General features: G+C 52.4%; 25 protein-coding genes and 1 riboswitch. Of the genes, 6 read left to right on the top strand and 19 right to left on the bottom strand.

Going from position 1 to position 21,929, the window contains the following annotated elements:
- Positions 1 to 41: 41 nt before the first annotated feature.
- Genes ribH through ribD form a run of 4 tightly spaced genes read right to left on the bottom strand, consistent with a single transcriptional unit; the run spans position 42 to position 3,628 of the window.
- Positions 42 to 512 (bottom strand): 6,7-dimethyl-8-ribityllumazine synthase, encoded by a 471-nt coding sequence (ribH, locus tag WMW72_RS05955; protein ID WP_341414497.1) that lies wholly within the window; start codon positions 510 to 512, stop codon positions 42 to 44.
- Between the two features lie 51 nt (positions 513 to 563).
- Positions 564 to 1,778 carry a bifunctional 3,4-dihydroxy-2-butanone-4-phosphate synthase/GTP cyclohydrolase II gene (locus tag WMW72_RS05960; RefSeq protein ID WP_341414498.1) on the bottom strand — a complete coding sequence of 405 codons (1,215 nt, stop codon included), beginning with the start codon at positions 1,776 to 1,778 and terminating at the stop codon, positions 564 to 566.
- A 50-nt stretch (positions 1,779 to 1,828) separates the two neighbouring features.
- Positions 1,829 to 2,494: a riboflavin synthase gene (gene ribE, locus WMW72_RS05965; protein ID WP_341414499.1), complete on the bottom strand. Its 666-nt coding sequence runs from the start codon at positions 2,492 to 2,494 to the stop codon at positions 1,829 to 1,831.
- 3 nt (positions 2,495 to 2,497) lie between these two features.
- The gene (ribD, locus tag WMW72_RS05970) at positions 2,498 to 3,628 is read right to left on the bottom strand and encodes a bifunctional diaminohydroxyphosphoribosylaminopyrimidine deaminase/5-amino-6-(5-phosphoribosylamino)uracil reductase RibD (protein WP_341414595.1); all 1,131 of its coding nucleotides are present in this window, start codon (positions 3,626 to 3,628) and stop codon (positions 2,498 to 2,500) included.
- Between the two features lie 400 nt (positions 3,629 to 4,028).
- Positions 4,029 to 4,204, bottom strand: a riboswitch (FMN riboswitch).
- Between the two features lie 277 nt (positions 4,205 to 4,481).
- On the opposite strand from ribD, the gene WMW72_RS05975 reads away from it, so the two are divergent.
- Positions 4,482 to 4,844, top strand: a complete 363-nt coding sequence (locus WMW72_RS05975) for a VOC family protein (RefSeq protein WP_341414500.1) — start codon at positions 4,482 to 4,484, stop codon at positions 4,842 to 4,844.
- Positions 4,845 to 4,890: 46 nt separating this feature from the next.
- Here WMW72_RS05975 and WMW72_RS05980 read toward each other — a convergent pair whose 3' ends face one another.
- Positions 4,891 to 5,325: an Rrf2 family transcriptional regulator gene (locus tag WMW72_RS05980; RefSeq protein ID WP_341414502.1), complete on the bottom strand. Its 435-nt coding sequence runs from the start codon at positions 5,323 to 5,325 to the stop codon at positions 4,891 to 4,893.
- A 155-nt stretch (positions 5,326 to 5,480) separates the two neighbouring features.
- Here WMW72_RS05980 and WMW72_RS35515 point away from each other — a divergent pair, with 155 nt between their 5' ends.
- The 4 genes from WMW72_RS35515 to WMW72_RS05995 all read left to right on the top strand — a co-directional run bounded on the left by WMW72_RS35515 (position 5,481) and on the right by WMW72_RS05995 (position 7,860).
- On the top strand, positions 5,481 to 6,014 hold the full coding sequence (locus WMW72_RS35515; protein ID WP_423227516.1) for an accessory gene regulator B family protein: 534 nt from the start codon (positions 5,481 to 5,483) through the stop codon (positions 6,012 to 6,014).
- 687 nt (positions 6,015 to 6,701) lie between these two features.
- Positions 6,702 to 6,824, top strand: a complete 123-nt coding sequence (locus WMW72_RS05985; RefSeq protein WP_341414503.1) for a hypothetical protein — start codon at positions 6,702 to 6,704, stop codon at positions 6,822 to 6,824.
- Positions 6,825 to 6,891: 67 nt separating this feature from the next.
- A complete protein-coding gene (locus WMW72_RS05990; RefSeq protein ID WP_341414504.1) occupies positions 6,892 to 7,398 on the top strand; it encodes a hypothetical protein in 507 nt (168 codons plus the stop codon).
- Between the two features lie 141 nt (positions 7,399 to 7,539).
- Positions 7,540 to 7,860, top strand: a complete 321-nt coding sequence (locus WMW72_RS05995; protein WP_341414505.1) for a hypothetical protein — start codon at positions 7,540 to 7,542, stop codon at positions 7,858 to 7,860.
- A gap of 255 nt (positions 7,861 to 8,115) precedes the next feature.
- Here WMW72_RS05995 and WMW72_RS06000 read toward each other — a convergent pair whose 3' ends face one another.
- From WMW72_RS06000 to WMW72_RS06020, 5 genes are all read right to left on the bottom strand, one after another.
- A complete protein-coding gene (locus WMW72_RS06000; protein ID WP_341414506.1) occupies positions 8,116 to 8,553 on the bottom strand; it encodes a peptidylprolyl isomerase in 438 nt (145 codons plus the stop codon).
- Positions 8,554 to 8,798: 245 nt separating this feature from the next.
- The gene (lysA, locus tag WMW72_RS06005) at positions 8,799 to 10,130 is read right to left on the bottom strand and encodes a diaminopimelate decarboxylase (protein ID WP_341414508.1); all 1,332 of its coding nucleotides are present in this window, start codon (positions 10,128 to 10,130) and stop codon (positions 8,799 to 8,801) included.
- Between the two features lie 149 nt (positions 10,131 to 10,279).
- Positions 10,280 to 12,415 (bottom strand): spore germination protein, encoded by a 2,136-nt coding sequence (locus WMW72_RS06010; protein WP_341414509.1) that lies wholly within the window; start codon positions 12,413 to 12,415, stop codon positions 10,280 to 10,282.
- A gap of 74 nt (positions 12,416 to 12,489) precedes the next feature.
- Positions 12,490 to 12,912, bottom strand: coding sequence for a stage V sporulation protein AB (locus WMW72_RS06015; protein WP_423227519.1), 423 nt, complete (start codon positions 12,910 to 12,912; stop codon positions 12,490 to 12,492).
- A complete protein-coding gene (locus WMW72_RS06020; protein ID WP_341414511.1) occupies positions 12,912 to 13,568 on the bottom strand; it encodes a stage V sporulation protein AA in 657 nt (218 codons plus the stop codon). Before WMW72_RS06020 ends, WMW72_RS06015 begins: the two co-directional genes overlap by 1 nt.
- Positions 13,569 to 13,751: 183 nt before the next feature.
- On the opposite strand from WMW72_RS06020, the gene WMW72_RS06025 reads away from it, so the two are divergent.
- Positions 13,752 to 13,964, top strand: coding sequence for a DUF378 domain-containing protein (locus tag WMW72_RS06025; RefSeq protein WP_341414512.1), 213 nt, complete (start codon positions 13,752 to 13,754; stop codon positions 13,962 to 13,964).
- A gap of 72 nt (positions 13,965 to 14,036) precedes the next feature.
- Here WMW72_RS06025 and sigF read toward each other — a convergent pair whose 3' ends face one another.
- The 9 genes from sigF to WMW72_RS06070 form a co-directional block, all read right to left on the bottom strand.
- Positions 14,037 to 14,792, bottom strand: coding sequence for an RNA polymerase sporulation sigma factor SigF (sigF, locus tag WMW72_RS06030; RefSeq protein ID WP_341414513.1), 756 nt, complete (start codon positions 14,790 to 14,792; stop codon positions 14,037 to 14,039).
- 11 nt (positions 14,793 to 14,803) lie between these two features.
- On the bottom strand, positions 14,804 to 15,250 hold the full coding sequence (gene spoIIAB, locus WMW72_RS06035) for an anti-sigma F factor (RefSeq protein ID WP_341414514.1): 447 nt from the start codon (positions 15,248 to 15,250) through the stop codon (positions 14,804 to 14,806).
- A complete protein-coding gene (gene spoIIAA, locus WMW72_RS06040; protein ID WP_341414515.1) occupies positions 15,247 to 15,600 on the bottom strand; it encodes an anti-sigma F factor antagonist in 354 nt (117 codons plus the stop codon). The genes spoIIAB and spoIIAA overlap by 4 nt, the downstream gene beginning before the upstream one ends.
- A gap of 206 nt (positions 15,601 to 15,806) precedes the next feature.
- Positions 15,807 to 16,943 carry a D-alanyl-D-alanine carboxypeptidase family protein gene (locus WMW72_RS06045; protein WP_341414596.1) on the bottom strand — a complete coding sequence of 379 codons (1,137 nt, stop codon included), beginning with the start codon at positions 16,941 to 16,943 and terminating at the stop codon, positions 15,807 to 15,809.
- Between the two features lie 191 nt (positions 16,944 to 17,134).
- Positions 17,135 to 18,796: a DUF4179 domain-containing protein gene (locus WMW72_RS06050; protein WP_341414516.1), complete on the bottom strand. Its 1,662-nt coding sequence runs from the start codon at positions 18,794 to 18,796 to the stop codon at positions 17,135 to 17,137.
- On the bottom strand, positions 18,789 to 19,310 hold the full coding sequence (locus tag WMW72_RS06055) for an RNA polymerase sigma factor (RefSeq protein WP_341414517.1): 522 nt from the start codon (positions 19,308 to 19,310) through the stop codon (positions 18,789 to 18,791). Before WMW72_RS06055 ends, WMW72_RS06050 begins: the two co-directional genes overlap by 8 nt.
- 118 nt (positions 19,311 to 19,428) lie before the next feature.
- Positions 19,429 to 20,760, bottom strand: a complete 1,332-nt coding sequence (locus WMW72_RS06060; RefSeq protein WP_341414518.1) for a pyrimidine-nucleoside phosphorylase — start codon at positions 20,758 to 20,760, stop codon at positions 19,429 to 19,431.
- A gap of 122 nt (positions 20,761 to 20,882) precedes the next feature.
- On the bottom strand, positions 20,883 to 21,260 hold the full coding sequence (locus WMW72_RS06065) for a cupredoxin domain-containing protein (RefSeq protein ID WP_341414519.1): 378 nt from the start codon (positions 21,258 to 21,260) through the stop codon (positions 20,883 to 20,885).
- Between the two features lie 222 nt (positions 21,261 to 21,482).
- Positions 21,483 to 21,893 (bottom strand): flagellar protein, encoded by a 411-nt coding sequence (locus tag WMW72_RS06070; RefSeq protein WP_341414520.1) that lies wholly within the window; start codon positions 21,891 to 21,893, stop codon positions 21,483 to 21,485.
- Positions 21,894 to 21,929: the final 36 nt, after the last annotated feature.

A 21,929-nucleotide genomic window follows, 5' to 3' on the forward strand; every position in this document is an offset into this window, starting at 1 on the left:
GCCCCGTCCTAACCGGACGGCGTTAGTCATGTATAGTAAAATTACTGTTGCAATTCACGTGTAAGATTAGCCATCTCGATAGCGGTAACCGCTGCTTCCCAGCCTTTATTGCCGGCTTTCGTTCCAGCGCGTTCGACAGCCTGCTCGATGGAATCTGTAGTCAGTACACCGAAGATCGTCGGAACACCGGTTTTCAATCCGATCGCCGCTACGCCCTTCGCTGCTTCATTGCAGACGTAGTCAAAATGAGGCGTGGACCCCCGAATAACGGCACCCAGCGTGATGACCGCATCATAGCGCCCGCTTTCTGCCAGTTTCTGCGCAATCAAAGGAATTTCAAAGGCACCTGGCACCCAAGCCAGATCGATTTCGCTTTCTTCTACGCCATGGCGCTTAAGCGCGTCCAGCGCACCGCTGACAAGCTTGCCGGTAATAAATTCATTGAAACGACCCGCTACAATCCCGTATTTCAAACCTTTTGATACTAAATGACCTTCGTATACTTTCGCCATGATCTCACAACTTCCTTCCAAATTCAATATTTTTTTATCAACACGCCTGGCTTAAATGGAAAAGTCAAGCAGATGACCCAATTTTTCTTGCTTCGTGTGTAAATATTTCGTATTGTCCTCGTTTTCTTCCATCTGAATCGGGACGCGCTCGACGATCTCCAGCCCGTAGCCCTGGAGGCCGCGGATTTTGCGGGGATTATTGGTCAGCAGACGAATCTGGCTGACTCCCAGATCCTTCAGGATCTGCGCTCCGATCCCATAGTCGCGCAGGTCAGCGCCGAAGCCCAGCTGTAGATTCGCATCTACTGTATCCAGTCCCTGCTCCTGCAGCTTATAAGCCTTCAGCTTATTGGTCAGGCCGATCCCCCGGCCCTCCTGCCTCATATAGAGCAGCACGCCGGAGCCTGCTTCGTCGATCTGCTTGAGCGCTGCAGCCAATTGAGGACCGCAATCGCAGCGGTGAGAGTGGAAGACATCTCCGGTCAAGCATTCCGAGTGAACACGGACCAGTGTCGGCTTGGAGGGATCGATCTCACCCTTGACGAGGGCGACATGCTCCTTGTTATCGACATCATTGGTGTAAGCAATCGCTGCGAACACACCGAAATCCGTCGGCATGCGCACCTCAACCTCTCGGCGGACCAGCTTGTCCTTGAAGTTGCGGTATTTAATCAGATCCTGAATCGTGATGATTTTCAGATCATGCTTGGCCGCAATCTCCATCAGCTCCGGCACCCGCGCCATCTCACCGTCTTCCTTGATCACTTCGCAGATGACACCTGCCGGATAAGCTCCGCACAGCCGTGCCAGATCGACAGCCGCTTCTGTATGGCCGCTGCGCCGAAGAACGCCGCCGTTCTTGGCAATAAGCGGGAAAATATGTCCCGGACGGCGGTAGTCGCTTGGCTTCGTCTTGGGGTCCATCAGCGACTTGACTGTCAACGACCGCTCAGAGGCCGAGATGCCGGTTGTCGTGTCCACATGGTCCACAGACACCGTGAAGGCCGTGCCGTGAAAATCGGTATTGCGCGCCACCATAGGCGGCAGATCGAGCTCACGCGCCCGCTCCTCGGTAATCGGCGCGCAGACGAGACCGCGGCCTTCCTTGATCATAAAGTTAATGACCTCTGGCGTCGCCTTCTCCGCCAGCGCGATAAAATCGCCTTCGTTCTCCCGGTCCTCGTCATCCACGACGATAACCACCTTACCGCGTATCAGATCGTAAATCGCTTCTTCGATCGAATGAAATTGAATCGGTACGGTCATGCTCTCCATGCCTCCTTAACCCATCTGTCTATTTTAAATACGTCAGCTGCTTACATGAACCCGTGCTCCGTCAGCAGCGCCGTCAGCTTGCCCGAGGAAGCTCCGCGTCCACCGGCTGTACCGCCGCCGAAGCCGAGCAGACGCTCGATGTACTTGCCCAGCACATCTGCCTCCAGATTCACTTCGTCTCCGGCTTTCTTGTGCTGAAGCACGGTCTCGGCGAGCGTATGCGGGATGATCGATACGGTAAAATGCCCTTCACCGGTCTCGACGACCGTCAAGCTGATGCCGTCGATCGTGACCGACCCGTGGGGAATAATATATTTCAGTAACCCTGGATCACCTGGCTCGATGCGGAACACGACTGCATTTTCCTCCGGCGTACGGGCAGCGATGCGTCCCGTTGTATCCACATGGCCCTGCACAATATGACCGCCGAAGCGACCATTCGCTGCCATCGCCCGCTCCAGGTTCACCTGGGACCCAGCAGACAGGCGCTGGAGCGTCGAACGCCTGAACGTCTCCGGCATAACATCCACAGAGAAAGCCGACTCGTTGAAAGCTACGACGGTTAGGCATACACCGTTGACTGAGATGCTGTCGCCCAGCTTGACATCCTCTAGGACCTTCCTGGCGCCGATCGTCAGGACCATCGCCTGCCCCTGCCTGTCGATGCGCCTCATCGTTCCGATTTCTTCTATAATTCCCGTAAACATGGTTTATTCCTCGCTTTCGCTGACATACCGCGGATACCCCGTCAAGCAGACATCCTCTCCGAAACGCTCCACATTCATTCGATCGATCCGGATCGCCCGGCTCATCGCCTCGCTGCCGGGGAAGTCAAAGCTGCCCGGCGCGAGCGCCCCGCCGCCGATAATCTTCGGCGCGAGGAACAGCGCCAGCTTATCGACGAGCCCCGCGCCCAGCAGGGCTCCGCTCAGCTTGCCGCCGCCCTCGACGAGCAGCGAAGCGATCTCGCGCTCGCCGAGCCGCACCATAGCGGTGCGCAGATCGACTGCGGGCCCCGGGCCGCAGTCGATGACCTCGACGCCCAGCGCTTCCAGCGCGCGGCGGCGTTCAGGCGGCGCCTGTCCGGTCGTCAGCACGACCGTGGGCGCCGCCCCATCGCGCACGAGCTGTGCATCCGGCGGGAGCCTCAGCGTCGAGTCAACGACGACGCGAATCGGGTTCAGACCCGGCACCGTCAGCCGGGTCGTCAGGGCCGGGTCATCGGCAAGCACCGTGCCGATGCCCACCATGATCGCCTGGTGGCGGTGACGCAGCAGATGAACATGGGCGCGTGCCTCCTCGCCCGTGATCCACTTGCTGTCGCCGCCGCGGGCGGCAATCTTGCCGTCTAGCGTGCTGGCGCTTTTGACGGTCACGAACGGCAGTCGCGTCACGATATACTTGTTGAACGCTTCATTCAGCGCCTCGGCCTCGGCGTTTAGTACGGCGGAGCGTACCTCCAGCCCTTGCGCGGCCAGCTTGGCAAGGCCGCTTCCCGCCACCAGCGGGTTCGGGTCCGTCGCTGCGACGACGACCCGCTTGACCTTCTCACGGATCAGCCGGTCGCTGCAGGGCGGCGTCCGTCCGTGATGGCTGCAGGGCTCCAGCGTAACGTAAGCCGTCGCGCCCTCAGCCTCGGCACCGGCCATATTGAGCGCATGAATCTCGGCATGCGCCTCACCCCGCTTCAGATGTGCGCCCATTCCTACGATGCGGCCATCCTTGACCAGCACACAGCCGACGACGGGATTGATTCCCGTCTGTCCGGCAGCTGCGGAAGCCAGCTGGAGGGCAAGGCGCATGTAAAATTCATCGTTCAGAGCAGCATGGGCTTCAGGCATACTTGCCACTCCTTTCCTTAGTTGTCAGGCAGTCTATAGTCTGCCCGCATCGCAATCCAGAAAAATACAACAAAAAAAGCCGCTTTTCGCTGGGGGCAAAAAGGGCTTGAGAGAAGTCGCATCCGATGCAAAACCGGATTGCCGGAATCGTAGTTTCTAATGTGCAACGTGCTGCGCCGTTCAAGATACATCGAGTCACAATAGCTTGAAGCAAGCGTGCTTAAATAGGCACAACCCGCTAGCCTTTGCTTGCACTGAAGCTACCCATCTGTTTCCACAGTATGAGTTTGACTTACAGACCAGCCTTTGCGTTTGCGACATGCTGAACAACACACAGCCATAGACAACACCTGTGAAAACAAGCACATGCCTAAGACACACGCGTACGATACGATCCCGCTTTACCCTTCTCCCATCCAGACTATACTGTCGGTCTCGGACTTGCACCGAGTCAACCGGCTTCAGAACTTGCCTAACAGTTGCAAGATCAAAAGCGCGGGTCACGGACTGAGCCGGCAGCCGAAGCTGCCGCACAACACCGCCGGTAGGGAATTTCACCCTGCCCCGAAAGGTTAAGCTATGCAATTTAAAAGTCAGTATACCTCTAGTTGACCCATTTGTCTACATAGAAATAATAAGTGAAGCATAAGAGAACAATTAAACACGTGATTTCGCAGGACTTAAAGCTGGAACGTCCCCTGTCAACCCTGCTGGATTACCTACTTTCCTTTTTGTGATTGAACTATATATAGGGAGAACGATAAGGGTTGACAAGATCTAGAGATTAATATATAACTGTATTTTTTATAACCATAATGGTTATAGGTCTAACGCAAATTTTGGGAGGTTAACTATGAAAATCACAGATCATTTTATTCCCGTTTTTACCCATCACCTGGATACAACCATTGCTTATTATGAATCTCTTGCTAACCGCGCTATGGACCGAAGATGGGATATTCCCGAAGCTGGTTTGTCTTTAGCCACCGTTTATCCTTACGTTATCGTATCCGGAAGTCCGGAGGCCTTAGAGCCTGCTCGATCACTCCGTGCCGTCGTGTACGTTGATTCCATGAACGAATTGAAGGCCGAATTAAAACAGCAAAATACCCTCATAGTAAGGGATCAGCATGGCCCTATTGGTCCTAGCATTTTTGTACAACATCCCGATGGTACTTTCATTGAATATGTAGAACCTACACCGGCTGCCGTTTAACTGGCGCAAATGCAAAATAAAGCTGCCCCACCATAAGGGAGCAGCTTTATTTTGCATTTGCTTTTGTCCTTAGTTGCTCAACAATTTGAGCTAGCGTAACGGAAGCCAGTTCATGCTCCATTGCCATCTGCGCATGAGAGAGCTCAGGCACTAGAACCGATTCTATGTGCATGCCTACAGAGCAATTGGGGTCGGGGTCCTTATGAAAATTGAACAGCTGGTTTCCTTCCACGGATTCTACGGCCCGGTAGATATCCAGTAGGGTTAGTTGTTCAGGAGCTACTCGAAGGGATGCCCCCGCAACTCCAGATTTTGTTTCAATATACCCTGCTTTTTTGAGCTGGGCCATGATTCGTCTAATAACAACCGGGTTACTATTGATGCTTCGTGCTATTCGATCGCCTGTACTATATAGCGGGTCCAACGTGATCATCGAGAGAATATGGACTGCCATCGAAAAACGACTGCTAATTTGTTTCATCTACTCACCCTCTTAGCTACACAGTATAGTTCGAATTAAAGAACAGGTCAATCGACAAACACTAGGTTGATGATTGTATCTCATTCAATTGACTGTTTATGCAAATAAATGGTATTATTTATCTGAAATTGCAGTTTATATGAGGAGCTGGTCTTTTGATAGGTTATGTTGCTAATAGACTAGCCATGTACATAACTAGCCACAACAATCGTCCAGACGTACCTATAACACATATCAAGCTAACCATTCATTTGTTTTTAAATTATTTTCTTGTCTTCTTAACCTTACTTATGTTTGGTTTGTTTTTTGGCAGAGCACCTGAGTTGTTACTATCTTTTTTCAGCTTTGTTTTAATCAGGACCTTCAGTGGTAGTTCATGGCATTTTAAGAATGACCTGCAATGCTACCTGTTCTCATCGTTTGTTCTTATACTCTTTCCTTTGATAAACTTCCCCATCAATCAAACATTCATTTTTATTTTTTCAATCCTACTTATCCTTGTCTTCTCACCTTCTTCTGCAAGAAATAAAAACCTAAGCCCTAAGAAAAAATATGGATTTAAACTTTTAAGTGTTCTAATTTCAGTTATTATTTATTTCGCTTTCGATTCTTCTGCTGTAACCAATATCCTATTGCTGCAATCGATATCACTAGTACCTTTTACAAAAAAGGAGAACAGGGATGCTTGAATACCTGAAGTTTATCCTTTCAAGTACCATTGAATGCATCGCCCTCCTAACCTTAATTTGCTCCGTTTTTTGTATCCCGGTTAAATATGCTTACAAAAAAATCATCGTTACTGCGATGGCCTTCGCCTTTGTATCGCTTTTAATTACCATTAATGGTCTACATACATTTAACATCTTTATTCAATTACCTATAATCGTTTTACTATTCAGGTATATGTTCAATGAGAACGGTCGGTTTTCATTCTGGATATCCATTGTTGGTTACGCAGCCATGATGGCCGTTCAAGGGGTCTTATCTACCATTTGCATGCTGTATGATTTGATTGGGAGAGCAGATATGCAGCCATTTAGTGCAAAAGGGCAAATCTTGCAATTAGCTTCTTCTTCCATTGTTTTCCTAGTTAGCTACTATTTTATTCGATTCAGAGAAGGCTTCATTTTTAATTTTAACAGTAGGTTAAACAAGAATAATACCACTATTCATTTATATATTTTATGCTCAACCGTGGTATTTATATCCATAGGCTTCTTATACCCTTTATTTTTTTACGGCTCCGATTTGGGATTTAACTTTATTCTTTCAATTTTGAGTTGTATCGTTGGTTTTTTCCTCTTAATTCTTTTATCTAACAAAAGAAATAAGGCTGAGTTTCAACCTACACTTCACGAAAGGAGGTGAGCTCGTTCATGAAAACTTTGATCGCTCGATCTATTACATCGGTTTCTGTACTTGTTGTGTCGCTTATTGCTGTTGTGCAGCCAGCGTGTTTGGGTGCATGGCATGAGCCTGAAGAACTTAACAATCTATAGTTGGTTTGGAACTAGGCTAACATCTCATAGGTGTTAGCCTATATACTATCTAGTAGGAGGTACATTTATGATGTTAAAATGGGTTGAACAGGTTCTCACTAATAGTCTTATTCATGATGACTTAAAAGATCAATTAATAAATGAATTCAAAAAGGAATACGAAAAAACGATCGCTTTTACCAATAAGAACGATGAGCATTGTCTGGTCAGAATAACGGATATAGCCACAATTTTCTGTATTCGATCAAAAAAATCAACGGTCATCACTTTAATCGATGGGGAAGAATACGCGGCAAAGGGTATATTAGACCATTTAACAACGAACGAATTGTTTACGCAGCTGTCTTCAACTTTATTTGTAAATTCAACATTAATATCAAATTATAACAGTAGGTTTGGTATTATTTATTTTAAAACTGGATTAGAGATGCCTATCGACATACGTAGTATTCCTATCATCATTAATGTATGCGGAAAAGATAAAGACACCTATGATCAAAGTGACTATTCACCGAAAAAAAATTTAAACCCTCCCCTACTCATTTTAGAATCTTCTAATATTCTCCATAAATAGATAACAATCATGCATATTTTCCACTCATTGTAAACTACCAATTTATGACGATTGTCACAAATCCACTAATGTTTAGCACTTCATGACATGTTATTATTGTAAATAATAGGAAATGAATACATTTACAAAGGAGCCCATGACATGTCTAAAGTGCTAATCATCGCCCCCCACTTGTTTGAAAAAGCTATGCATTGTGAAATAACAAAAACAAGATATGAGGTAATTAAGCACAATATTTATCAAATTGATAAAAAAGTTGATTTTTTAAGAGATGAATTGAACAGAATCCCTTCTGCTCTCTTCCTAGCAAGAGAATCCGTAATTGTCCATATGGAAATCCTGGAAAGTAAAAGAAATATGAAAATGTCTGAAATGGAGCATTTGTTTGATGACTTCGAGAACAAGGTTGAGGATCGGGGTTATGACGAAGATTATGCAAATACATATCGTGATGATTGTTAGACCCATCACATTTCTATGAGCACACAACAACAACGAACTTACTATGGTTCGCTTATACGATATCGATAAGAGAACCGTTAGAAATAGAGCTTCTACTATGGTATTCCATTGATCAAGACATGAACTTGGGGATGATGATCGAAGCTCTTAACCATGATTTGGTCTATGCGGAGATTCTTGAGACAATAGACCATGGGATATTTGTAAAAAAAGTGAGGAGAGGGAGTCTTCACTCCCTCTCCTCACTTTTGTGTTCTACTCTTCCCAAACTTTAACTTCTTTCATTTTATCGCCTTGCTTAACGCTATCCAGCAGCTCCATGCCACTGGTTACTTTGCCAAATACGGTGTGCTGCTTGTCCAGATGAGGCTGTGGAGCATAGCAGATGTAGAATTGGCTACCACCTGTGTTACGGCCAGCATGGGCCATAGCTAAAGTGCCACGCTCGTGCTTGCTCGTGTTCGTGCTTGTTTCGCAGTCGATTGTGTACCCAGGACCGCCAGTACCGTTTCCTTTTGGACATCCGCCTTGAGCGACGAAGCCCGGAATGACGCGGTGAAACGAAAGACCGTTGTAGAAGCCTTCGTTTGTTAATTTTTCAAAGTTCGCAACGGTATTAGGAGCTTCTTCAGGGAAAAAATCTAGTTGGATGACTCCGCCGTTTTCAAGCTCGATTGATCCTTTTTTTGCCATATGGATACATCTCCTTAGTATGTTTTTGCTAAAGGGAGTTTAGCATAGCCCGCTATAACAAGCAAATGATCGTATTTCTACCGTTAACACCGCTTGTTTAGCTTTATGTACGCTCCTGGACTTGCTCCGCCCAAGCTCCATCCTATTTTACTACAACATTGGCCGAAAGGAAAATCATCCCGCATCGAAGCAGGGCAAACCGCCACTTTATCCCAAGGCAGCCTGCCCGCTCTTCTTGCGAATTCTTATCTAGCCTCGGTCACCGGCTTCATCCGCTCCGGCACAACATCCTTGCGAATCAGATCCGCATAGGTTTCCCGCTCAACCACCACATCGGCCTTGCCTTCCTTGACGAATACGACGGCCGGACGGCGGAGACGGTTGTAATTGCTCGCCATCGAATAGTTGTAAGCGCCCGTGCAGGCTACAGCGAGCACGTCACCATTCTGAGCCTTTGGCAGCTTGGTATCCCAGATCAGCATATCTCCGCTCTCGCAGCACTTGCCTGCGATCGATACAAGCTCTTCATTCGGCTCGGTGGCGCGGTTAGCAAGCATCGCCTCATACTGCGCCTGATATAGCGCCGGACGCGGATTATCGGTCATGCCGCCATCTACAGCCACATATTTGCGCACACCGGGAATGTCCTTGAACGTTCCGACCGTATATAGCGTTGTACCGGCGTCGCCGACGATGCTGCGGCCCGGCTCCGTCCAAATCTCCGGCAGCGGGTAGTCGTATTTGGCGAATTGCTCGCGCACGGTCGAGGTAATCGCCGCGACGTACTCTGAGACATGCAGCGGCGTGTCGCCGTCGATGTAGCGGATACCAAAGCCCCCGCCCAGGTTCAGAACGCTAAAGGTTACGCCCAGCTCGGCGCGGACGGCTGCTGCGAAGGTAATTTCCTTCTCCACAGCCAGCTGGAAGCCGCCAACCTCGAAAATCTGCGACCCGATATGCGAATGCGTGCCGAGAAGCTCGATATGAGGCAATTGGGATGATTCCAGAACCGCCTGTCTTGCAGCTCCATTCTCCAGGTCAAAGCCGAACTTAGAGTCCGTCTGCCCCGTGGAGATGTATTCATGCGTATGCGCATCAACGCCGGGCGCGATCCGCAGCAAAATCTTCGCCTTCTTGCGCTTCTCGCCGGCGAGTGCGTTCAGCATATGCAGCTCAATGAAATTATCGACGACAAAGCAGCCGATGCCTGCGTCAAGTGCCATCTCCAGCTCCTGAGGCGTCTTGTTGTTGCCGTGAAAGTGAATGCGTTCCGCCGGGAAACCGGCCTGCAGCGCCGTGTATAGCTCGCCATCCGAGACGACGTCCAAGGACATGCCCTCTTCTTCGACGATGCGGCACATCGCCATCACGCAGAATGCCTTGCTCGCGTAAGCCACCTGGAATGGCAGCCCCGATTGCCGGAACGCCTCGACAAATTCCCGGCAGCGCTGGCGAATCAGCGTCTCATCCATCACATAGAGCGGCGTACCGTGCTGCTGCGTCAGCTCCACGGTATCGCATCCCCCGATCTCCAGATGGCCTTGGCTATTAATAGTACTGGTGCCGTGTAGATACATCGCGTATACTCCCTCTTCCCTGTAAGGCTTGATCCCTCTAAAAGACATTACCTCTAAGGTATCATAATCCGCGCTTATTAGACAACCCGCAAAACAAGCCTGCCCCTCAGGTATGAGGGATGCAGGCTTGAAAAAGGGCGGAAGCCCAGTCAAGAAGGGGGCTCCGGCGACTGCCTGGTCGCGTCGACCGGCTTGGTCAGGCTCATGCGCGTCTTCATCGTCAGGAAAGGCCGCCGGACCATAATATCCAGCATCGCCTTCGCATTGAAGGGCAGGAACGGCCACAAATACGGCGTGTTGTACGAGCGCTGCAGCGCCAGCATAATGACAAGAGCCGTTGAAGCGATGACTAGTCCGGGTACCTTGAAGATCGCCGCGGCAACTAGCAGCACAAGTCTTGACAATCTGTTGGCCAGACTCAGCTCGTAGCTCGGCGTAGCAAAGGTGCCTATAGCGGCAACCGATAGATACAAAATAACTTCATTGACAAACAACCCGGTCTTGACCGCCACGTCGCCGATCAGAATGGCCGCTACGAGACCCATCGCTGTGGCTAGCGGCGTCGGCGTATGGATCGCCGCCATCCGCATCAGATCGATCCCGAGCTCGGCAATCAGAAACTGCAGGATCATCGGAATCTTGCCATCCTTCTGCGGACCGATAAAGTCCAGTCCGGCAGGCTTTAGCTCCGGCGAGGTGACGATCAGAAACCAGAGCGGCAGCAGGAACAGTGAAGCTGCAATCCCCATAAACCTCACCCAGCGCAAATAAGAGCCGACGAGCGGTGTCTGGCGGTATTCCTCCGCATGCTGCACATGGTGAAAGAAAGTCGTCGGCAAGATCATGACCGACGGAGAGGTATCGACGAAGACAGCCACATGCCCTTCTAGCATATGGGCCGCAACCACATCCGGACGTTCGGAATAACGGACGGACGGATAAGGATTCCAGCCCTTGCCGATGATAGCCTCCTCCAGCTGCTTCTCCGCCAGCGGCAGGCCGTCCACATTCACCTGCTTGATCTTGTCGCGAACAGATTCGACCATCTCCATATCGCAGATATCCTGAATGTACCCGATGCACACGTCGGTTTGCGTCCGCTTGCCGACTTGCGTAATCTCCAGCTTAAGCCGCGGATCACGCAGCCTGCGGCGAACCAGCGTCACATTCGTCAGCAGCGTCTCCACAAATCCGTCGCGCGAGCCGCGCACGACGCGCTCGAGATCCGGTTCCTCCGTCGTGCGCATAGGGAAGTTCTTGGCATCCACCAGCACGGCCTCATGCTCGCCCTCGAAGAAGAAGGCTGTACAGCCCATCGCTACGTTATCGATGGCCTCTTTCAGTTTGTCGGTCTTCTTGACCTGAATATGCGGAATCAGAGCATGGTCGAACAGCTCGATTATCTTCAGCTTGTCCGGTTTCCGATTCTGTTGACGCTCCGCCTTCGCATCCCGGCGGTACTCCGTACGGTCCCCATCTTCCTCAGACGAATGCTCCGAGCCGAGGGATTCGGTGTCCCTTCGGGCAGCTTGGTCGCGGTTACGTCCTTCGTCCCCCGGCCAGTGCCCGTCTTCGCGCTCCCCCTGCTCCAGTTCCCGGGTCCGCTCCCTATCCCAGCGCTCACGACCCTCCCGCTGTCCGTAAAAGCTTCGGGCCTCCGAATCTGCGCGATGCGCTTCATCGGCATAAGAGAGACGTGTCAAAATATCAGTCAGCACCGTATCTTTGGCGAAGCCATTATAATAAAAGACGCCTGTGAGCTGACCGCCGAAGGTCATCTCGCGAAATACAACGTCAAAGCTCTTGTTGAGCCCTACCTGTTCCTCAAGCTGGTGCTTCAAGCGTTCGAAGGAAGGCGAAATTCGGGTGTCCTGCTTGAGCTCCAGTTCTTCCCCCGTCAGATTGGTTTCCGCCTCCATCTTGCTCTGCTTGTTTCCTTCGGGATTCCGGTCAGAACCCGAATCATCATGGACTTCATGCTCCCCCCGGCCGGAGCGTTTCACTGCCCGCACAGGAGTGCCGTCCCCAGACTTCGCCGACACTTTACTCTCCGCATGCTCCGTAAGCTCTGCAGCTTCACCGAGAATATTGCCGTGCTCATCAATTTGGAGCTTGGCCTCATCTCCATCCGATTGGCCTCTATACTCTCTGGAGCTGCCAGACTCCTCGGGGTCTTCCCACTCCCGGTTAGCCTTGTTCGGCTCCTCGCTCATCTCCTGCGTGTGGTTATGCTTGAGCCGGGGATGGCCTGTAACCAATTTGGCTCGCTTGAACTCCTTCTTCATCCTGCTGTCCCTCCTATTTCTGTCATCCCGCACTCACTTCAGTCCCTCACACCGACCAAGCCGAGCTGTCACCATTACCCCAAGATACCGAGCCAGTCGATGATGGATCCGAATACTTTGCCGAAAATCATCGCCATCAATAGCCAGATCATATAGGATTCCAGCCCGATCCGCTTGGCAATGATCGGCAGCACATTGATGACCTCTGTTAGTGCCGCCGCCAGCATCCCGACAAAGCAGCCGGCCAGCAGTCCATACACGACAGCCGACATGGGAGCCAGACGGTAGCTCCATTCGAAGAAATCCGTGAACGTGAAGAACAGCGCACCGATGATCACCGCGCCTTCATAAAGCCGGATCTGGGCGTACGAACGCGTGATTTGCGCAAGCCGGGGGATAATGTCCAGCACGACCAGGAAGGCTACCATCCCGCTTCCTACCGCAATCCCGCCGGCCAAGCCGATAAAGATAAGTCCGATCGCACTCATCCATTCCATCATGGTTCTTTCTCCGGGGCTTCCGCCTCTGCCGCTCTCCGGTGAAGCTTCGCATATTCGTCCGTTATCACGAACTGATTGACATTCTGCTGATACATATACATTTCAACCTCAAGCGGGCTTGGTTCCTCGTTGAATTTTTTCTGAAATAAATGGTTGAAAAACACGATCATGCCGATGCCAATGCCCAGCGAATACGGAATTTGCAGCAGCAGCGGATGGGCCTGCTCCCTCCCAGTCAACAGCTTGTATATATGCCGGTGAACCTGAGCCATGCTGACATCGGCATGAAAGTTCATGATCGCCAGACCCGAGCCTACGAACAGAAGGAGCCACACCAGCACGATCAGCACCATATTCGGTTGTCTGACCGTTCCCTGCACTTCTACCAGCGTATGCGGCTCTCCGAATAGCTCAAGCTGCAAGCCGGGAAACTTCTCCTGTACCTTGCGGACAATCAGCATCATATCCACCAGCACCAGATTGCCGTCATATTCCTTAGGACGGTACAGCTCCAGCTGCTGAAGCTCTTGTTCCACCTCCGGCGGAGACAAAATTTGAGCGACCGTCCCGAGCCTTATAGGTTCTTGCGGGCTGATCCTGAGTGTCCGGCGCAAGCGGATATAGACGCGTGATGCGGATGTACGGGATTCCATAGGTCCAGGTGACCTCCCTTCTGCCATATAAGGGTAGTATGAATGGGAACAGTAGCTTGTAATCATCTCATCCTATGGAAAAACTTGATGTATCTCCTTATGTATAACAAGTGGACGAACTTGGAAAGTTATTAGCAGAAAGCAACCAGCAACATACTTTTATCACAAGGAAGGTGCGAATAGATGAGAAAAACCGCTTTGACCCTCGTGATTATCGGAGCACTGAATTGGCTGTTGGTCGGACTGTTCCAATGGGATCTGGTAACGGCACTGTTTGGAGGAGAGGTTCACCGTGTATCCTCGGTCCTGAGCCGGGTTGTGTATACGATTGTAGGCCTCGCCGGCTTGTACTGCATCGGACTGTTGTTCCGGGACGATGTATCGCGTGCTAGATAATAATTTTATATGGCGCATAACGACAAAAAGGGAATGGCTCTGAGGCCGCTCCCTTTTCGTCATGGGGACAAGCTATTGGGCAATCTGATTCTTGATCGACTGCAGAATTTTCTTCTCCAGCCGTGACACCTGCACCTGCGAGATGCCCAGCCGGCTCGCGACCTCGGATTGCGTCTGATCGCGGAAATACCGCAGGTAGACGATCAGCCTTTCTCGTTCGTTTAAGGAACCGATGGCCTCATTAAGCGCAAGCTTGTCGAACCATTTGTCCTGACCGTCATCCGCAATCTGATCCATCAACGTAATGGGGTCACCGTCATTCTCAAAAACCGTCTCATGGATGGAGGACAGCGGCTTGTTCGCCTCCTGGGCGAATACGACATCCTCAGGGGTGATGCCGAGCTCCTCGGCAACTTCCTTGATCGTGGGCAATCGGCCGTTGCGCTTGGACAACTCATCCTTCGTTTTGCGGATTTTATTGGCCAGCTCCTTCAGCGACCGGCTCACCTTGAGCGTGCCGTCATCCCGCAGAAAGCGCTGAATTTCGCCGATAATCATCGGAACCGCGTAGGTGGAAAACTTCACGTCATAGGACAGATCGAATTTATCAACCGATTTCAACAAGCCGATGCAGCCGATCTGGAACAGATCCTCAGCCTCATAGCCGCGGTTCAAGAAGCGTTGGACCACAGACCATACGAGCCGGATATTGCAATTGACAAGCGTTTCACGCGCCAGCGCATCGCCGGATTGGCTTAGCGCGATCAGCCGTTTGACCTCGGTATCGTCCAGATAGCTATGCGAGGCATGCTTCAAGTCCACATCCATAGGTTCAACCCCTAGTTAAATAACGCTTTTTTTGACTCGATTCGCTTCTTCATTCGGATCGACGTTCCGGCTCCAAGCTCACTGTGCACTTCGACTTCATCCATGAAATTCTCCATAATGGTAAAGCCCATGCCCGAGCGTTCCAGCTCCGGCTTGGATGTATATAACGGCTGCTTGGCAAGCTCCAGATCCTCGATGCCCCCGCCCTGGTCCTGCACGGAAATAAACACCGTATCCCCTTCGATCTCAGCGGATATCGTCACGATGCCTTCGGGATTATTGTCATAGCCGTGAATAATCGAATTGGTCACCGCTTCGGACACGACCGTCTTGATATCGGTCAGCTCGTCAAGCGTCGGATCAAGCTGGGAGACGAAGGCGGCAACCGTCACACGTGCAAACGATTCATTCTCAGAGCGGCTGGCGAATTGCAGCTTCATAAAATTGCGTTCACTCATGATACGACCTCCAGACTTTGAATCGCTTGTCTCTCCGTGTCCCGAATCGATAAAATCTTGAACAGTCCCGACATCTCGAACAGACGGTATACGGACGGATTCACATCGCACACGACCATTTTGCCTCCGCGGCCGGTGATCTGCTTGTAGCGGCCGAGAATTACGCCGAGACCCGAGCTGTCCATGAAGCTGAGCTGCTTCAGGCTCAGAATGATATGGGTGCTGTGCCCCCGGAGAATCGCTTCCTCCATCCGGGTCTTGACGGCATCCGCCGTATGATGGTCCAGCTCTCCCTGCAGCCTGACGATAAGCGCATTGCGGTAATGCTCCAACTCGATTTGTAAGCTCACGCTGTTCACTCCCTCCCGTTCATGCTCACTGTTTCTACACGCAGGAAAGCTTTTCCTTCCCCCCCGACAAAACTAGAAGAAATGCGTCAGAACTAGAAGTAAAGCGACAGATTATGCAGCCTTGACTCGGCTTATATGCCTGCACAAAATCCCCGCGGAGCGGAATGATTCCTGCTGCGGGGATTCTGGGATGTCCGTGCTAAGGGTTAGTCGAAGAAAAACAATCGCTTGGCCGTACGCTTGGTCAGGGTCCACCAGCCGGCCTTGGTGACCTCTACTGGAGATTCCAGCGTGAATTCCTTAACCACCTGGTCGCCCTTGTACACGACGATTTTGCCGATCGGCTGTCCGACCGCTACAGGTGCCTTCAGCCCCTGATTAAGCTGTACCTCATGGCGGATGCCTTCTGCTGCATCCCCCTTCTTCAGCAGTAGGGAATACGAATGCTTTGCTGTTAGCGGAATGACTGGCGTTTCTCCCTTGCTGACCTTCATCTCGCCGATGGCGTCGCCTGGTTTGTAGATCGGCAGATTCGTATATTGGGAGAAAGCGTAATCGAACAGCTTGGTGACCTCGGCATTCCGGGTTTTCGTATCCGGCTCGCCCATCACGACCGAAATAACCCTCAGATTCTCACGCTTGGCCGTAGCGGTCAGGCAAAATTTTGCCTCGCTCGTATACCCGGTCTTCAGGCCGTCCGCGCCTTGATAGAAGCGCACCAGCTTGTTCGTATTCACAAGCCAGAACGGCTTGGCCGTGTCCTTGCGGAGATAGTCCTGGTACTGTCCGGTGAATTGTGTGATCTCCTCGTGCTTCAGAAGCTCCTGGCTCATCAATGCGATATCGAAGGCCGAGGAATAATGATTGTCCGCCGGAAGCCCGTTCGGGTTGACAAAGTGCGTATTGTTCATCCCGAGCTGCTTGGCCCGTTCATTCATCATCGCGACGAAGGCTTGTTCCGTTCCGCCGATCTTCTCCGCCATCGCGACGGAAGCATCATTGCCGGAGGCCATCGCGATCCCTTTCAGCATATCCTGAACGGTCATCTCCTCGCCCGGCTCCAGGAAGATCTGCGAGCCGCCCATCGAAGCGGCGTATTCGCTCGTCCGTACTTTATCGTCCATCTTCAGCTTACCCTGATCGATCGCTTCCATGATCAATAGCATGGTCATAACCTTCGTGATGCTCGCCGGCGGCAGCTTGGCGTCCTTGTTTTTATCGACGATGATCGTGCCTGTATCGACATCCATCACGACCGCGGAAGTGGCGCCCGGCGCCAGGTCCACTTGATTCTCCGCCGGCTTCTCGGCAGCCGGCTTTTCCTCGGCCCATGCCGTCGGCATCGCCAGCGTGAGCAGCAGCAACGTGCTGACCCCTATTTTGAACCATGGTCTGGTTTTCACCTGTTCTACCCCTCCTGAAGGATTGCAAAGTATTGAGAGTGCTGGTAATCATTGTTGACCTTTTTGGAGGTAAATATTCGGTCCGGACGCAAAAAAACCGGGCGTCAAGGCCCGGTTTGCATCGTGGACATTTAGTTATGGATTGAAATCTCCCGGGTATGCCCCGGTACGCGGTAGCTATAGAAGCCGGGACTCAGCTCCAGCTTGCCCTTGTTCGCCAGCAGGCCCGGATACTTGTTCACCCGGCGGCTGCTGCCGTTACCTCCCGGAGGCATAGGGTCCATCTCGGGGTAAATCCACTTGCCATCCTGCTTGATCGCGGTCTGCCCGATGCCCAGAAATCGTTCATCAGCGGACTCCGACTCCACGAGCAGATCGTCTCCCTGCCGGTAGTAGCGGAAGATTACCTGGAACCCGTCCAGCGTCGTTTCGAAGGATTGGCGCTGCTCCGTTACCTGCTGCAGTGGCTGCCACTGGTCTGTGGAACGCTTGCGGATAATGAGATCCGACAGCAGCAGCTTCATCGGTACACCCGACCAGTCCTTGTACCACTCCGGCGATTCGAAGCGGAGGAACCAACGCGTTTTGTCGTCATGCCAGCGTCCGCCGGAAATCACCCGCTCGCCAACCTGCAGCTGGTAAGTCTCATAGTCATACTGTGCGTCATGGGGCAGCATACGAACATCGTCATAATCAATTCTAATCTGGAGAGGCGTAATGCTCAGCTCTTTAAACTTCATGGAAGAATCATTGGCTGCTTCGGGCACCTCCAGCTTCTGGCGGTAGATCGCCATTCTTGCTTTCGAATCATCGACGTCGAAGGATGCCGACCAATGGCCGCCGATGGTCCGGATCTTCTCCAGATATGAGAAATGAAGCGATGCCTGCTCCCATTCCCTCGCTGTCAGCTTAAAGTTAGCTTGGCTGAGCTGAATGTTCTCTTTGTCCGTGGGCAAGACGGCCGCATAATCCGAGGAGATGCGCTTGTCGCCCCATGTCAGGAACAGATGCGGATGAGCATGGCTAGCCTCAGCGGAGCTGACGGGAACTTCATACCGGATGCTGACCGTTTCTCCGTTGCGCTCGACCGATACGATCGAGAGAGCGCCGTAATCCGTCCCGGTCGGTATGATCTGGCCGGCTTGAAGCTGAGCCGTAGGCGCAGGAAGCGGAGTATCCGTATATTTGAAAAAGGTCAGCCCCTCCAGCGTCAAGCTTAGCTTATTGCGTCCCCAGGACAAGCCATTGTCCGTTTCCAACAGACCGGTAAGCTTGCCGCCGGATGCGTTGGTGGGAATGAGATTGACTAGTTCATCGGACTTTCCTTTGCCGTCGGTCAAGGAGGCCTTGGTGAACTTCACATAATCATAACTTGGCATATCCGGCACCACGGCCGAGAAGAGGATATCCAGCCGCTTGGCGTCCGTCACGACTCCGTGCAGGGTCACATCGACACCCTCTGAGCCGACTGTGATATCGAGCGGGTTGCCGAAACCGTTGTTGAATGCGGTGGATACGCCCAGCCGTCCCATCAGCTCCGGCCAGCCCAAGGTCATGCCGGCCACCACGGGAGCCGCGACGAGCAATGTCGAGATCGCCGCAGCAGCAGGCAGCAGGCGGGTCGTACGGCGGCGCAGGCCGCTCCGGGCCTCCCGATCACGTTGGCTTCGAGGAAACTTCTCCGGTGTCTCCAGGTTCGTCTGTATTCGCTGCCACATCGCATCGAAGTCCGGGAGCTCCGGACGCTCCTTGCGAGCCAGTTCCCGCAGGTATTGATCTTGTTGACTATTCAAGGCATTTCTCCCCTTTCCATGGCTCTTGCTGGTCGTTGTTCAGCTGCCTGCGCAGCAGTTGCATTCCCTTGTTCATTCTTGACTTGACCGTGCCAAGCGGAATATCCAGACATTCTGCAATTTCCGGCAGCGACAGCTCATTGACATACCTAAGCGTCAACACGCTTCTCAGCTTGACTGGCAGCCGGCTCAGCCATCGTTCGAGATCCCGCTCGCCCTCCTTGCGCAGCACGGATTCATCGGCAGACTCGTGACTTTGTCTGGGTTGGAGCAGGAAGGAGGCCCACTCCTTCCACGTTCCCGTCTTCCGGCGCGCTCCATGACTGCTGCACAGATTCGCAGCGATACGGAGCAGCCAGGGCTTGAGCCTCTTGACCTCGCTACGGTCCGCCCGGAGTGCCCGGATAAAGGTCTCCTGGCATACATCCTCGGCGTCGGCTGCATGATGAAGCAGATAGTAGCATAAATAGTACACATCCTTGCGGTACGCTTGAAACAACTCTGCATCGTTCACGCTTGGTTCACCTCCTCCTGATGTTAATAGGACCAAGAAGTCGGCGTTTCGGTTCGTTATGGCGTCAAAAAAAATCGCCCGTGCGGGGCAAGTTCTCCGCTTCGGGCGATTTTTTGTGTTATAAATACTGTACCCCGTCCTTGGTAACGACGGCATACATCAGCTTGAGCGGCTCTACAAACTGCTCGGAGAATCCGAACGCAGAAACTGTACGTTCCTTGATCCGGTCCGTTTCTTCGGCATCGATGCGGTTCGTATACAGCTCCGCCAGCGGCTCTCCTGCCCGGACCCGATCGCCTACCCGCTTGGTCAACTTCAGACCGACGGCCAGATCGATCTGATCCTCCTTGGTCGCGCGGCCTGCACCCAGCATCATCGCGGTGACGCCCAGCGACTCCGCGTCAATGGCCGCGATATAGCCGTCCTGGGGAGCAGGTACAGCGACCCGGTAAGCCGCCTGAGGCAGCCGGCCCGGCTCGTCTGCGACAGCACCGTCTCCCTCCTGGGCGACGATGAATTGCTTGAACTTTGCCAGTGCCGCACCGCTGTGCAGCAGCTCCGTGACCTGCTGCAGCGCACGCTCGTATGTCGCAGCCAAGCCGCCGAGCAGCACCATGTGCGCCGCCAGCTCCAGACAAAGCTGCGTCAGCTCGGCCGGTCCCTCGCCGCGCAGCGTATCCAGCGCCTCCTGCACCTCCAGCGCATTGCCGATCGACGGGCCGAGCGGCTCGTCCATGTTCGTGATGACCGCCACCGTCTCGCGGCCGACCTCCGTCCCGATCGCTACCATCGCCTGGGCAAGCGCAACCGAGTCTTCCAGCGTCTTCATGAAGGCTCCCTTGCCCGTCTTCACGTCCAGCACGATCCGGTCGGCACCGGAAGCGATCTTCTTGCTCATGATCGAGCTAGCGATCAGAGGGATCGAATCGACGGTCGCCGTCACGTCGCGCAGCCCGTACAGCTTCTTATCCGCCGGTGTCAGGTTGCCGGACTGGCCGACCACCGCGATTCCGATGTCCCGCACCTGCTGCAGAAATTGGTCCGTGGACCGCTCAACCTGAAAGCCTGGGATCGCTTCCAACTTATCCACCGTTCCGCCTGTGTGGCCCAGACCGCGCCCGGACATCTTCGCTACCGGTACGCCAGCTGCCGCGACGAGGGGTGCTACAATGAGCGTAGTCGTATCGCCTACGCCTCCCGTGCTGTGCTTGTCCACCTTGATACCCGGAATCGGGCTCAGATCGACCTGATCGCCCGAAGCGGCCATCGCAAGCGTCAAATCCGCCGTTTCCCTGGCGCTCATGCCTTGGAAATAAATCGCCATCGCCCAGGCCGAGATCTGGTAATCCGGGATCGTGCCTTGCACATAGCCCTCAATCAGCCAGCCGATTTCTTCGTTGGAAAGCTCTCCACCATTTCGTTTTTTATGTATAAGATCAACTGTACGCATAGGCATTCAACCTCTCTATGTATCGTCTCACCAGTATTATATGCCTGCAGGGGCAAAAAGAAAAGGAAGCCCGGCGCAAGGCGCAGACCTCCTTCTCGTTTCCTTGGTAAAGTAAGCGCTGACTACTCGACGATCAGCTTTGTTTTCATCTCCGCATGCCCTGGACCGCAAGGCAGCGTGCAATGGACTTCATACTCGCCCGGCTTGTCGAACGTGAATTCCGTCGATTTGGTGTTATTGTCAAGCTTAACCGTTGTTCCGACGATTTCCATCGCGTGCAAGCCTTCCTTGTTCAGCAAGGAAACGGTCAATTTTTCTCCGGCTTTCACTTTATATTCCGCTTGGTCGAACTTGAAGTTCGAGGCTACGAATTTCAAAGTAGGGCCCGCCGAATTTTCTTTCGCCATTTCCGCTTGACGTGCCGAGATGTTCTGGAACAACACTCCCGTACCGAGGAGACAGGCGACGATGAACAGTGAAAACATAATCCACTTTTGCATAGATATTCCCCCCTTACTTGTTTACCGTTAGACACATAGCTTCATTGTACATAATACTAGCCGTTTTACACATGCCTATTTGAGGCATTCCCGTGAAAGATTTGTGACAAAATCGCCAAAATTCTCCGGCTGCCTCGCACCAAAAACATTTTAGCATAAATCACTGTAAACGACAAAATAGAACCAGCCCCTCAATTGTAAGGACTGGCTCTATCCACAAGCCTAATAACGTATCCGCTCGCGGTCCCGGATCTGGAAGCCCACTCCCCGCTCCTTGACCTTCTCCTCCTGCTCCCGCATATGCCGGATATCGGAGACAAGGCGCATGCGGCAGTTCAAGCAAAGGTTATGCTGACGAATGCCTGAGCCGCAGCTATTGCATGGGTAGGTCAAGCCTGGATAATAAGTGACCGGCAGCTTGTTTTCCTTAATAAAGATATGAATCTGCCGAAGGGATACCCCTGTAGCCTCGCTCATCTCAGCCGTGGTTGCTTTATGAGATCGGCGCAGAAAATCGGCGCATCTCGTGTAATCTGAATCCAGAACAAACTGGCAGTCATGGCATAGGTTTCGGATGTTCTTCTGATATACTTTCCCGCAGGACGGGCAATTGGCGACTTTAAGCATGGTCATGTCAGCCACACCTTTCTGGGATGAGAACTCTTGTTG

Source organism: Paenibacillus filicis (assembly GCF_038070315.1).
Taxonomy (GTDB): Bacteria; Bacillota; Bacilli; order Paenibacillales; family NBRC-103111; genus Paenibacillus_G; species Paenibacillus_G filicis.